This is a genomic window from Cyanobium usitatum str. Tous (assembly GCF_963920485.1).
Classification (GTDB): Bacteria; Cyanobacteriota; Cyanobacteriia; order PCC-6307; family Cyanobiaceae; genus Cyanobium_A; species Cyanobium_A usitatum_A.
Genome location: NZ_OY986431.1, coordinates 735,063 through 747,158, shown reverse-complemented (window position 1 = coordinate 747,158; position 12,096 = coordinate 735,063). Strand labels below are relative to the sequence as shown.

The 12,096-nt window shown below is 57.5% G+C and carries 13 protein-coding genes and 1 pseudogene; 5 read left to right on the top strand and 9 right to left on the bottom strand.

What is annotated here, in order from left to right; genetic code table 11:
* Nucleotides 1-7 precede the first annotated feature (7 nt).
* A complete protein-coding gene (gene fmt / locus U9970_RS04045; protein ID WP_322765421.1) occupies nucleotides 8-1,057 on the top strand; it encodes a methionyl-tRNA formyltransferase in 1,050 nt (349 codons plus the stop codon).
* Between the two features lie 52 nt (nucleotides 1,058-1,109).
* On the opposite strand, the gene U9970_RS04040 is transcribed toward fmt, so the two are convergent.
* From U9970_RS04040 to U9970_RS04025, 4 genes are all read right to left on the bottom strand, one after another.
* Nucleotides 1,110-1,328, bottom strand: coding sequence for a hypothetical protein (locus U9970_RS04040; RefSeq protein WP_322765420.1), 219 nt, complete (start codon nucleotides 1,326-1,328; stop codon nucleotides 1,110-1,112).
* Nucleotides 1,329-1,390: 62 nt separating this feature from the next.
* Complete coding sequence (locus tag U9970_RS04035) at nucleotides 1,391-2,704, bottom strand: DEAD/DEAH box helicase (RefSeq protein WP_322765419.1); 1,314 nt, start codon at nucleotides 2,702-2,704, stop codon at nucleotides 1,391-1,393.
* A gap of 82 nt (nucleotides 2,705-2,786) precedes the next feature.
* Nucleotides 2,787-3,134, bottom strand: coding sequence for a DUF6464 family protein (locus U9970_RS04030; protein ID WP_322765418.1), 348 nt, complete (start codon nucleotides 3,132-3,134; stop codon nucleotides 2,787-2,789).
* Nucleotides 3,131-3,898, bottom strand: a complete 768-nt coding sequence (locus U9970_RS04025; RefSeq protein WP_322765417.1) for a TerC family protein — start codon at nucleotides 3,896-3,898, stop codon at nucleotides 3,131-3,133. The genes U9970_RS04030 and U9970_RS04025 overlap by 4 nt, the downstream gene beginning before the upstream one ends.
* 43 nt (nucleotides 3,899-3,941) lie before the next feature.
* On the opposite strand from U9970_RS04025, the gene U9970_RS04020 reads away from it, so the two are divergent.
* Nucleotides 3,942-4,676, top strand: coding sequence for a hypothetical protein (locus U9970_RS04020; RefSeq protein WP_322765416.1), 735 nt, complete (start codon nucleotides 3,942-3,944; stop codon nucleotides 4,674-4,676).
* A gap of 90 nt (nucleotides 4,677-4,766) precedes the next feature.
* Here the strand turns inward: U9970_RS04020 and U9970_RS04015 are convergent, their stop codons facing one another.
* Nucleotides 4,767-4,949: a hypothetical protein gene (locus U9970_RS04015; RefSeq protein ID WP_322765415.1), complete on the bottom strand. Its 183-nt coding sequence runs from the start codon at nucleotides 4,947-4,949 to the stop codon at nucleotides 4,767-4,769.
* A 615-nt stretch (nucleotides 4,950-5,564) separates the two neighbouring features.
* Here U9970_RS04015 and U9970_RS04010 point away from each other — a divergent pair.
* Nucleotides 5,565-5,840, top strand: a complete 276-nt coding sequence (locus tag U9970_RS04010; RefSeq protein ID WP_322765414.1) for a hypothetical protein — start codon at nucleotides 5,565-5,567, stop codon at nucleotides 5,838-5,840.
* A gap of 771 nt (nucleotides 5,841-6,611) precedes the next feature.
* Here the strand turns inward: U9970_RS04010 and U9970_RS04005 are convergent.
* The 3 genes from U9970_RS04005 to U9970_RS03995 form a co-directional block, all read right to left on the bottom strand.
* Nucleotides 6,612-7,289, bottom strand: a complete 678-nt coding sequence (locus U9970_RS04005; protein ID WP_322765413.1) for a VanW family protein — start codon at nucleotides 7,287-7,289, stop codon at nucleotides 6,612-6,614.
* Nucleotides 7,290-7,670: 381 nt separating this feature from the next.
* Nucleotides 7,671-7,865: a hypothetical protein gene (locus tag U9970_RS04000; RefSeq protein ID WP_322765412.1), complete on the bottom strand. Its 195-nt coding sequence runs from the start codon at nucleotides 7,863-7,865 to the stop codon at nucleotides 7,671-7,673.
* A 69-nt stretch (nucleotides 7,866-7,934) separates the two neighbouring features.
* The gene (locus U9970_RS03995) at nucleotides 7,935-8,297 is read right to left on the bottom strand and encodes a hypothetical protein (protein ID WP_322765411.1); all 363 of its coding nucleotides are present in this window, start codon (nucleotides 8,295-8,297) and stop codon (nucleotides 7,935-7,937) included.
* A 33-nt stretch (nucleotides 8,298-8,330) separates the two neighbouring features.
* Between U9970_RS03995 and U9970_RS03990 the strand changes: the two are divergent.
* Nucleotides 8,331-9,919: pseudogene (locus U9970_RS03990) on the top strand (IS3 family transposase).
* A gap of 681 nt (nucleotides 9,920-10,600) precedes the next feature.
* On the opposite strand, the gene U9970_RS03985 reads toward U9970_RS03990, so the two are convergent.
* Nucleotides 10,601-10,843: a hypothetical protein gene (locus U9970_RS03985; protein ID WP_322765410.1), complete on the bottom strand. Its 243-nt coding sequence runs from the start codon at nucleotides 10,841-10,843 to the stop codon at nucleotides 10,601-10,603.
* A gap of 481 nt (nucleotides 10,844-11,324) precedes the next feature.
* Between U9970_RS03985 and U9970_RS03980 the strand changes: the two genes are divergently transcribed.
* Complete coding sequence (locus U9970_RS03980) at nucleotides 11,325-11,867, top strand: hypothetical protein (RefSeq protein WP_322765409.1); 543 nt, start codon at nucleotides 11,325-11,327, stop codon at nucleotides 11,865-11,867.
* Nucleotides 11,868-12,096: the final 229 nt, after the last annotated feature.

Sequence of the window (12,096 nt, the reverse complement as noted above, 5' to 3'; positions counted from 1 at the left end):
TCTGGCCTTGAAGATCCTGTTTTGGGGCACCCCCGCCTACGCGGTGCCCAGCCTTGATGCCCTGGTGGCGGCAGGGCACGAGCTGGTGGGGGTGGTCACCCAGCCAGATCGCCGGCGGGGGCGGGGCAAGGATTTACTGCCAAGTCCTGTTAAGGCTCGGGCCCTGGAGCTAGGCCTGCCGGTATTTACGCCGGAGCGTATCCGGCGCGAGCCCGAGCTCCAGGCCCGGCTTGGCGCCCTCGGCGCCAATGTATTCGTGGTGGTGGCATTTGGCCAGATCCTGCCGCCAGAGGTGCTGGCCCAGCCCCCCCTGGGCTGCTGGAACGCCCACGGCTCCCTACTGCCCCGCTGGCGTGGCGCTGGACCGATCCAGTGGTGCCTGCTGCAGGGCGACAGCAGCACGGGCGTAGGGATCATGGCCATGGAGGAGGGCCTCGATACTGGGCCGGTGCTGCTGGAGCGCTCCATCTCCATTGGCCTGCTGGAGAACGCCCATCAACTGGGCCAGCGGCTGGCCCAGCTCAGCGCCGAGCTGCTGGTAGAGGCCCTGCCGCGCATCGAAGCCGCCGGAACGGGACCAGAAGCCGAGCGGCTTGCCCGGCTCGGGGTTCGTGTCCAGGGAGAAGTGGGCCTCAGCTACGCCCGCATGCTCAGCAAAGACGACTTGGTAGTCGACTGGAACCAGTCGGCTCTGGAAATTCATCGTCGGGTGATGGGCCTGTACCCCGGAGCCGTCACCCAGTGGCAGGGCAAGCGGCTGAAACTTCTAGCCAGCGAACCTCTGGTCGCCAGGCTCGCTTCTCAACTGAGCCCAGAAGCCCGCTGCTTACTGGCAGAGCCAGGAGTGTTGTCGAAAGAAGTGTTGGCAGCAGCAGATGCACCCGGAACCGTGCTGGCCCTTGCTGCCGATGCGGGCTTGGTGGTTAGCACTGCTGGCTGCCCACTACTGGTACGAGCAGCCCAACTGGAGGGCAAGTCCCCTGCCCAAGGCCAGAGCCTGCTGCAACAACTGGTATGCAAACCAGGAGATCGCCTATGCCACCTGTCACGGGTTTGAAATGGGGCGGCAGAACAGCGGGCTCCTAGCTGCCCAGGCGACTGGTTGATCCTTAAGGCTCGCCCGCAGACAGGGGAGCGGCCACTGCCTTGCGGTGGATGGCGTGCAGCCCCTCAAGTTGGTTGTGCACAGATAGCAGCTGGTCGCGGATGTGCTGGCTGTTGTCAATGCGCCCCAGGGCCAGCAGCATCGACTCAATCTGAACCTTGCAGTCGATCAGGACGCGGCATTCAGGGGATCCGGGCTCGTAGGGCATAGGGAGAGACTTCAACGGCTCCATCCGAGCGGAGACAACCCTTAGCCGGTGTGTCGATTGCTGCCGTTAGGGCTAGATCAGCGCCCAGAGCTGTAACGACCCCGGCGGCCCCCATCGCTGCCGCCGCGGGAGGGTCCTGCTGGCGGTCCACCCCGGCGAGCACCACCGCCCCTGCCCTTACCCCGACCACCACTGAGATCCAGGGGTGGAGCTGAGAGCACCTTGGGCTCAAAGCCGGGCACCTCCTGCCGCGGCAGACGGGTGCCGATCATGCGCTCAATGGCCCGCAGCAGCTCACTTTCCTCTGCTGCCACCAGGGAAATGGCATGGCCGTTGTGGCCGGCCCGGCCGGTGCGGCCGATCCGGTGTACATAGTCCTCGGCCTGGTTCGGCAGGTCCAGGTTGACCACGTGGGGCAGCTGGTGAATATCAATGCCCCGGGCCGCCAGGTCGGTTGCCACCAGCACCCGCAAAGAACCAGCCTTGAAGTCGGCTAGGGCTCGGGTGCGAGCTCCCTGGCTCTTGTTGCCATGGATAGCCGAAGCCGACATCCCCTCGCGGGTGAGTCGCTCGGCCATGCGGTTGGCGCCGTGCTTGGTGCGAGAAAACACCAGCACCTGCTGCCAGTTGTTGCTGCTGATTAGGTGGCTGAGCAGATCAGCCTTGCGATCCATGTCGCAGGGATGCAACAGGTGCTCCACCGTGGGAGCGGTGCGGTTTTCGGGCGTGGCCTGGAGCTGCACGGGATTGTGCAGCAGACCGGTGGCGAGGCGGCGAATATCCCCAGAGAAGGTGGCTGAGAACAGCAGGTTTTGACGCTTGGGCGGCAGCAGGGCCAGGATTTTCTGGATATCGCGGATGAAGCCCATATCCAGCATCCGGTCGGCCTCATCGAGCACCAGGATCTCGACCCGGTCGAGCCGCAGGGCTTTCTGCTGGTAGAGGTCCATCAGCCGGCCCGGGGTGGCCACCAGCACGTCAGTGCCGCGCTGCAGCCTGGAAATCTGGGGATTCACCTTGACCCCGCCGAACACCACGTCGCTGCGCAGATCGAGGTAGCGGCCGTAGTCCCGCACGCTTTCGCCCACCTGGGCAGCCAGCTCCCGGGTGGGGGTGAGCACCAGGGAGCGCACAATGCCGGCGCGGGCGTGGGGGCCATGGCGCAGCCGCTCCAGCATCGGCAGGGTGAAACCGGCGGTCTTGCCCGTGCCGGTCTGGGCCGCCGCCATCACGTCATGACCCGCTAGCACCGCCGGGATGCACTGGCCCTGGATCGGTGAGGGCTTGGTGTAACCCTTTTCGGCTACCGCCTTCAAGATCGGCTCACCCAGCCCAAACGATGCAAAGTCGAGCAGCTCAGGAGCATCGCTGCTGAGCGCGGCAGGGTCCACCGCCGCCGGACTGGAATCGGCAATCGCGGTGCCGGATCGTGGAGAGGGCTGACGGATTGCAAGTGTTGCGTGATCCCCCACCCTAGGGACAGGCGAAGTGGCTGCAGCACTCGCATGGGCCATCGGGAAGCACGGCACAGCGCAGCAGCGGGCTGCGGGCGTTGAAACGGCAATCGGGATTGCCGATCACCCACTGGTTTTGCCACCAGCGGGCATCGGTGGGCTGGCGCTGGGGCTTCACCTGCAGAGCGACGCTGGCTAGTTCGTAGCAGCCATTGCGCAATTGATAGCGGTGGCGCCGCTGCAGCACCAGAAAACTGCGGCCGCCAGCCTCAAGCCAGCGGCCCGGATGGGGCACCTCAGCCAGCTCAGGCACCTCAAGCCAATCGAGCAGGCGATCGCTGCCGATTTGGCGCAGCTCCACCCTCATGGCTCCAGCGGCTTCGGCGCCAGAGGCAGGCGCACCGAAAAGCCCCAAGCAAACAGGGCAGCCACCAGCAGCAGCAGCAGCCACTCCGGCGGCACCACCTGGGGCAAGCCCAGGCGCAGCAGCAGCCGAATGCCCACCAGACCCACCGCTAGATAGCCGGCCGTTTCCAGATGCTTGTAAACCTCAAGCCAACGAATAAACAGTTCGGCGGTGAGTCGCAGGGCGATAACGCCGATCACCCCACCGGCCATCACCAGCCACAGCCGATCACTCACTGCCACCGCTGCGGCAACGCTGTCAAGCGAAAAAGCCAGATCAGTAAGGGCCAGAGTGGCCACAATTGAGCCAAGCCCGGCGTGGTGCAGGGAGCCGGGCTTGGCGCCAGCAGAGTCGGCGCCATCGGCTGCAGCGGCCTCGCCTGCCCCCTCTTCGGGCTCAGACCACACCAGCAGCAGATGGCGCCCGCACAGCCACAGCAAGTAGGACGCCGCCGCCAGTTGCAGCGGCCAGAAATTGAGCACCCAGCGGGCAGCCACGATCAAACCAAGCCGAAACACCAAGGCCAGGGCCAGGCCGAGATTGAGGGCCTGGCGCTGCCGGGCCGGATCCTCCAGGCCCCGGGCGATCGCCGCCAGGGCAATGGCGTTGTCGGCGGAGAGCACCGCCTCTAGGGCCACCAACAGGGGCAGCAACAACAGCACCTCACGCCACTGGTCTGCCTGGTTGAGCAGGGGGGTGAGGGATTGGATCGACTCCGCTTCCACGGGCTGCAGCGGGTCAAGATGGGATCCACTCTAGAAAGCTGGGTTGGAGTATCCGTTAGGCGAGCTGCAGTTCAACGTCCAGCTGCTCCATGCCGAAGCAGGCAGCCGGGTGGTGCTGGTGCAAATAAGCCGTGCTGGCCAGGTAATCGACGCGGCACTGGGCGAAGCATCGACCGCCGAGGCAGCAGAAGACCGAGCCCGCCAACGCCTGGCTGAACACCTGCCAGGAGCCGCACCCCCCACTTCGAGCGCACCCACGCCCGTCCGAGTTAGTAGTGCGCCCGCCCAGGTTCAGCCCAAACCCCAAGCCGAGCGCCAAGCGGCGCCCAGCCCCCCGCCGGCCCAGGCGATCGAAGAACCGCCGGCCGACCCGGAGGATTGGAGCAGCGAGTTGGCCCGACTGGATTTACAGCTGCAGCGGCTCGGCTGGGATCGCGAGCAGGAGGCCGTCTATCTGGAGCGGGTATTCGGCCACCCCAACCGCAACCGCCTCACCAGCTATGGGGACCTGCTGGCCTACCTACAGGCCCTGGAGGGCTTTGCCGCTGGCAGCGACGCCGCCAGTGCACCACCCCCCTTACGGCGCAAGGAGCTGCTCAGCCAGTGTGAGGAGCTGCTTAGCCAGTTGCAGTGGGATCCGGGCCAGGGTCGCGCCTTCCTCGAGCAGCACTTTGCATTAGCCAGTCGCCAACTACTTAGCGACAGCCAACTACTGCAATTCAATATGTTGCTGGAGGAGGAGTTTATAAAAACCCGGCTAAACCCACTCCACAGCTAGGTTCTCAGTCATTCTCAACAAGAGGAAACAGAAGTAGAAACAGAAGTAAGGAGCAGCCGTAGGGGGAGGCGCAGGTGTCTTCACCTTTCTTCACCCCTCACCCCTGAGCCACGCCCGCAGCAGCTCATGACGGTCCTGACCATCCAGTAGCTCTGCAGGCACCGCTGAAAGCCTTCCAGTGGGATGCTGAGCACGGGTTATGTCCTGAGCGTGGGCAGCGTCCAGAGCCTGCACCATCTCGATGCCGAATCCGGCAGCGTCAGAGAAGAACACGGCGAATCAGGGCATGGCGGGTAGGGCCGTTAGGGTTGTGCTGGGCCTTGCGTCTTAAATTAGGCAACCGCGCCAGCCAAGAAGTAGGCAACAATAGGATTTGAATAAAGAAGTCACTATCCCAACCGCCTAAGCCCTGAAATGGCACTAATTAATTGCAAGGAGTGCCAAAAACAATACTCAAACCTGGCAGAATCGTGTCCCCAGTGCGGCTGCCCGACAGTTGAGAATATCATCATTTGTGCGAATCAACAAACGCTAACAGCAGCCCTAAAGTCCTCAGAGCAGGCAGATGCATGTGCAGCTTCAGAATTTCTGATTAGACGCTCAAAATGTAATCCATGGATAGCAGGCGCAATAACAGGATTAGTAAGCCCATTTATAGGAGGGCTTGTTTGGGGCATCAGGCATAAGTCATGGCTAACAGGACTGGCGCCAGTATTAATTGCTGGAATCCCATACGCAATTATTGTCACTACTTTCGGCATCCCGGAAGGCGCTGCAAAACGAATGACAAAGTATGGATTTCAAATTACATCCGGAATCGTCATGTTTGCAATTTGCCGCAAAAATAAATTCGCCGCTCTGTCCCGAATCAAAAAGGAGTCTGCATAAATGAAGTCGATCTGGACCCTGGTGCTGCGTGTGGTGATGGTCTTTGGGACCTATTCACTCACCGCCGGCCTATTCGGCCTGTTCCAATGTGGCTTCCCGAAGCCCGCCCTAATCGGGACATTGATGCTTGGTTTTATTGGGTTTAAGGCGCTGGAAGCCCTTACCCCAGATAAGGACAAAACCCCGTTCCCGATGCCAGGCGAGGTCGAGCGCACGCTGCTGGTTGTGAGTGTTGTGGTGGGCGTCATTGCTGGGCTAAACATAAAGTTCTGCTGACAGCACTAGCACCCATCTCGCCACCATCCGCCGCCGTTGCCGTTTTCGCTCGGCTGCGAACACAACCAATAGCAGCGTAGCCAGACCAGAGCTGTTGCACTAGCGAAGGAGTTCAATCCAATTGATGATCACTTCTATTACGGGGACTACTAGCGGCTAATGCCGTCGATCACTCGCACCCGAAGGGCGTCTGATGGCACTGCTCAGTGTCACTGTCCGGCATCTTGTCAAGCTGCAGAACCTTTCCCAACGGCCAAAGCACAGCAACAGCGATGGCACTGCTCACCAGTAGAGAGATAGGCAAGGCCACGAAAAAGTTGAATGCCCAGTTCAGTGGTGTGTTGTCGAAGAACTGACAGGTTCGAAAACGCTCGTTAAGAGTGAGTTTAGGTCTTGGGTAGTGTCGGTGGAAGAGCCACAGCTTAATGCGATGCCAGAGCAGAGCTCGCTCGAGTTTTGAGTCATCACCTGTCCAGAGCCCAAGTGCCTTGGGATAGACGACGAGGTAACAGGAGCCGCATCAGCCACTCGGTGTTTTTCCGCCACCCGTTCAATCGAGATGCCATTGCGCTGGCATAGCTCCCGGGCCGCCTTGGCCATCTTGCTGGTGGTCAGCTCGCGATCACCTTTGAAGTGTCTAAGCATCCGCGATGTTTCCTACCTCAAGGTTGCTCTCCAGGTAGATGTTCATTGCTTTGGCTTCATGAATGCTATTCCAGTCATCATGAAGCCCTCTGTCATTGAGACTGTGCAGATCAGTCTTTCTATGCATCAACAAGGCATGTAGTGACTGAATGAAACGTAGTCCTGTCGCCAACAGGCATTCTCTTTTCTTGCATAGCGCGTCGTGCAGATGTGCCATCCAGGATGTTGATCCTGAATAGCCGGAGGTATCCTCTGTAGTACATGAGATCTAACGATGACTTCAACCGGCTTCTGTAGTGCTGCAGACAATCGGCTTTGCACGGTGTCGCCAATCATGCCAATCTCTAAAAGCAGTGGTGTCTTAAAGTTGTTCCTTATTGCTAGATCTTTGTAGGCATAGGCTATTGCTGCATCTTGACCTAGCTCGTAGAACCGCTCGTTGCCATACGCATCAATGCTGTGATTGTGGCGCTCAAGAATCTGGCAGCCACTTTTTAGAAAAAGACTATATAAATTCGTGGCAATCAGGCAAAGTCCTCCTCCTGCGTCGGCCAGCACCTTTCCTCCCCCAAATACAGGTCCGCTCTGAAATCCATTCTCGATAGTCGGTTCACCAAGATGTTGAGAAAGGCTGAAGGCTTGTCCTGGCAGAATCAGGCGATTGTTGATCAGACTAATCGCTCGCTCCAGGTTATGCACTCGATTCTTCTGAATTTCAATGGTCCCTCTCCTGGGTATCGGAGTGATGGATGTTTCCCAATTCAGAAAGGGACTGGCCAGCTGGTCGGTTTCTTCCTGGTTCAATAATAGTTTTCTGGCGTTACGCGGATAACGCCTCCATGCTGCCACCAATCTGCAGCCTATAATCCGGATTTGTCTTTTGAGGCCTCTGGGAAGTTTGCTAATCATTTCTGACTGGCTATTTTTATTTTCCTGCTAGGATCTTCGGTCTCCCAGAAAGGGTATGAGTGATCTTGGCATGGATTTACATTACACTAGTTGAACGTGTGATCAATACTGAGGTGGTACTGGTCAACGGGCTGCTGGAAGAGGAGTTTATAAAGACCCGCCCAAACCCTCTTCCCGACTGAGTTCTCAGTGATTCGCAACAAGGGAAACAGAAGTAGAAACAGAAGTAAGAAGCAGCCGTAGATAGCCGCAAGCCTTGCCATTTCTCTTCACTTGTCAGGTTCTCGCTTCCCCCCACCCCTTGAGCCACGCCCTCAGCAGCTTGTGGCGGTCCTGGCCGTCGAGTAGCGCTGCAGGCACGGCTGACATTCTTCCCGTGGGGTGCTGAGATCTGGAGATGTCCTGGGCGTGGGCAGCGTCCAACGCCTGCACCATCTCGATGCCGAAGCCAGCATCGTCGGAGAAGAACAACGCGAACTGAGGCACTGGCTGATCCATTGCTGCAGGCGTCGTAGCAAGAGCAGCAAAGCAGCGCCATCGCTACCCTTCCCACTTGTCACTCTTACTCAGGTTCTCTCTGGCCCACAACGGTTGAAGGTTGGTGAAGTGGAAGCACTGCTTCTGCTGTTCTTGGTCTATGAGATCGAACGATGCACATGGTCGGATGTGATCAATGTGCCAGCCTTCAAAGCTGTAATTATCCCAGGACATGCCAGGCTTCCAGAGAGACTCAAGGTGAAGCCTGAGATCCTCAATAGAACATCCACAGAGTTCCTCAAAGGAACCTGCTTTAACTGTCTCAGCCTCGGTAACAGCAGCCCAGATCCTCTTCCTCAGTCGTGCTCCGATCTTGTAGTTAGGGTTCTTCCTCCCCCTCTGCCAGGAAAGTTGACGCCTCTCCATTTCGATCACCAGGGGGCTTGATGGAGAAATTCAATGCGTCGTTACAGCGAGGCTGTTAGAGCTGATGTGAGAAGGCGAATGAGCCCACCTCAAAGGCAAAGCGTGGCCAGGATTTCAAAAGAGCTGGGCATCCATGTGATGACCCTCTACAGCTGGCGAAAATCTTGGCGTTTGCAGGGAGAGGTGGTTCCCGCCAGCCAGAAGGATCCTGAGGGCTGGGGCTCCACCGACAAGTTCACGGTGGTGCTCGAGACTGCTGGGCTTAATGGCACCGAGCTGGCTGCCTACTGCCGTGAACGGGGTTTGTGCCCGGAGCAGGTGGAAAGGTGGCGCCAGGCATCCCAGGATGCCAACGAAAAGCCAGTGCTCACCTTGACAGAGCAGAAGGATCTAGACCGACGCCATCAGCAGGACCAGCGTGAAATCAAACAGCTCAAACAAGAGCTGCGCCGTAAGGAGAAGGCACTGGCAGAAGCAGCGGCACTGCTGTTGGCAGCAAAAAAGATCCAGGCCTTCTGGGGAGAGGACGCGGACGACTGACCTCGCCCGAAGACCGCCAGAAGGCTTTGCAGATCATGGATGAGGGGCTTGCCGCTGGTGCTCGTGCCAGACAACTGGCCCTGCTGTTGGGTATTGGCCTCACCACGCTGCAGCGATGGCGACGCCAGTTTGCCGGTGATGGCGGCGGTGTGGATTGCCGCAAAGGCAGTCAACGCAATGTGTCACACCGCCTCAGTGAAGAAGAGCGCCAGCGCATTCTGCTCACCTGCAACGAGCCGGAATTCGCTGCGCTGCCCCCCGGGCAAATCGTGCCGATCCTTGCGGACCGGGGCCTGTTCATTGGCTCAGAGCGCAGCTTCTACCGGGTGTTGCACGCCCATGGCCAGGCGAATCGCCGTGGTCGCGCCCGACCACCACAGGAGCCGAGGCCAGTGCCACGCCTGCGGGCCGCAGGGCCAAATCAGGTGTGGAGCTGGGACATCACCTACCTGCCAACAACAGTGCGTGGCGTGTGGCTCTATCTCTATCTGGTGATCGACGTCTGGAGCAGGAAGGTGGTGGCCTGGGATGTCGCTGAGCGAGAAGACCCAGCCATTGCAGCCGATCTGGTGAGCAGAGCCTGCCTGCGCGAGCGGATCAGCAAGGGGCGCCAGATACCGTTGACCCTCCACGCCGATAACGGCAACTCAATGCGTGCCGCCACGCTGGAAAGCCGCCTGGAAGAGCTGGGGGTGCTGCGGTCCTTCTCTAGACCAAGGGTTAGCAACGACAACCCCTACTCGGAAGCGCTGTTCCGAACAGCAAAATACCGGCCCGATTACCCAAGGCGGCCATTCGCCAGCGTGGAAGAGGCATGCCTGTGGGTGGCGTCTTTTGTGGACTGGTACAACCACCGGCACCGCCATAGCGGGATCAAGTTCGTGACACCCCAGCAGCGCCATAGCGGTCAAGCCGTTGCCATTTGCCGCCATCGTGCTCACGTCTATGAACAGGCACGCCAGCAAAATCCACGTCGCTGGTCACGATCAACGCGTTGCTGGCGTCAGCCGGAGGTGGTTTGGATCAATCCTCCACAACCGGAAATCGACCCAAGACCAGCTACGTTTGCCATGGCTGCATGAATGGCAGCAGAGTCGTCATCTTTCCTGACAGCTACCGCCTCTGATGGGCGGTTGCCATACTAATTCCATGCTGCTCTATAAATCTGTCTCTAGAAGCCTTCGCGATTGCGTTACCAAGCTGTCTGCCTTCCTCAGTCGAACGACGAGCCCTAGCTTTGGCATTACGCTCTTCTCTGTTCAGGGCTTCATACTCCCTAGATTTTTGACGAAGGAGCTCTAAGTTCTGTTCCTTCCAGCGTATCTCTTGGAGCTTCTGCTTCTCAGCCTTTACTGGATCACTTTTACGGTCTTCTCTGTGCCACCATGCTGAGTGTTCAGCACAGCAAAAATTTTGGGTTGCATGGGAGGTAGTTAAGCTCCTATTGCACCAAAGACATGATCTGGTTATTGGTCCACGCCTAGGCTTTTGTGAGGCATCCCATATTCGCTTGCACTTCTTAGAGCAGAACTTCTTCAGTCCATTTGTTGTTTGGATTGTTGTTCCGCACATAGGACAGGATGTAGTGCGTAGGTTTGACTCACGCTTGAGCAATACTGCAATAGCTGTACGCTCCTTAAGGCAGGTTACGCAATTTCCACTCGAGACGTACCGCTCTGCAATGTGATTGTTTTTGCAAGGAACTCCAGTGAAGAACCGCTTAAGGCCTAACGCCTTGGCATCTTCTCTGCTGATCAGGTCCACTATTTGCGATCCTCTGCAAACAACCAATTTCCAGACCACTCCAAGTACTCTTCAAGGTCGAAGGCTGGGTACTGCCACAGACCAGCAGCGGTGGCGATTAGGAGCCTAAGCATGGGTTGTCTTGAGGAGAGGAGGAGCCTGCCTTCTGGGTCCTTTTCATACCCAGTGGCCAGCTCAAGGGCAAATACATCAATGATCTGAACCTTCACGCCCTTCTGCCCTGGATTCCAGCTGGGGGCCATGAAGAGCTGGGCTCCTCCGACCCTGTGGTGGCAGTCAGGCGTGAGAATGTATTGGGCAAATTTCAGTTGCGCTTAGGTGATCATTATCACCTAAAAATATTGTGATTGCGCTGCTGTGGCACTTCAGAACTGATCTGGTCTAGTTTTCTGGACACCCCCATCTTGAGCTTTGAGGCAGGGAACCGCGCCTAAGAGGGCAGCGATCCCACATCGCCGAAGAACTTCCGCAGTTGGAGCAGCCCATGCCCGCAAGAACTAATGCTTCACATCAACTTGTTAAAATACGGCCTTCACGGCTACTTTCGGCTTGATCAGCTCAGGACGTATAAGTGTGCGTTACGAGAGCATCTCCAGCCAATTCACTCGGCCACTGAGCTTCTGACCCCAGCAGAAGCGACATCATTGCCGATATAAAGAAATATGGCTTACTTTCCCGCGCACAAGCAATCCAATATAAATTAGACCGATTAGTTGTATGTCAATGAGTAAACAGAAGGCTGCCTATGGATGGGTTCCCATCATTGCTGTATCGGCATTGTTTGGAGGCTACAGGGCATTGACTGGAAGCAGTCTCACAAGAGACGCTGGTATAGCAATTTCAAGCAGCCAAGCATCCTACGAACAACCTGTGAAATCCAGAGACCTAACCACGAAAAGGAATGGATCGGCTGAATCCAAGGGTGCCGTTTCAGAAGTAGAGGGAAGATACAGGTTCCTTGAAAGTAGTCCTAGCGCTCCGACGAATGCCTCACGCCTGACGGATCTGCAAGAACAAGCGATCGGCTTTCTTGCACAAACAATATGTAGCGCAAGAAGATATGATTACACCCCCGAGGAAGTTAAATACAAGGTTGACTACTTTATCGAAGCAAAGAATGCTGAAAGCATTCGTGAATGGATGACCGAGCCAAAAGTAGTAGGCGCAGCCTCAACCTTGGCAATGGCATTCAATAGTAACTGTACAAACTATGACCCAGAGAGTGAATACGCCAAGCAAGGATTTAGACTAATGGACAATCTTTAGCTTCAGCGGTTAAGTCTGCTGTCCCATGGGGGAGGCGCATTAGCTGTTCACCAAAGAGTCCTAGGCCATCCGCTAAACGGGAGAGCGGATCATAAGATGTAGTAAATGCAAATGCCTTCCTCAACCATTTGATCATTCTGTCAGGCTCTTTATCACTTATTAATCCAATGAGCATCTTTGACTGGAAGCACAAGAAACAGAGGATCGAACTAACCGCAAAAGAAAACAA

Coding starts and splice junctions, on each gene's coding strand:
- U9970_RS03985 (WP_322765410.1), bottom strand. CDS start 10,843: ATGGCCCCCAGCTGGAATCCAGGGCAGAAGGGCGTGAAGGTTCAGATC.
- U9970_RS04010 (WP_322765414.1), top strand. CDS start 5,565: ATGAAGTCGATCTGGACCCTGGTGCTGCGTGTGGTGATGGTCTTTGGG.
- U9970_RS04030 (WP_322765418.1), bottom strand. CDS start 3,134: ATGAGGGTGGAGCTGCGCCAAATCGGCAGCGATCGCCTGCTCGATTGG.
- U9970_RS03995 (WP_322765411.1), bottom strand. CDS start 8,297: ATGGAGAGGCGTCAACTTTCCTGGCAGAGGGGGAGGAAGAACCCTAAC.
- U9970_RS03980 (WP_322765409.1), top strand. CDS start 11,325: ATGAGTAAACAGAAGGCTGCCTATGGATGGGTTCCCATCATTGCTGTA.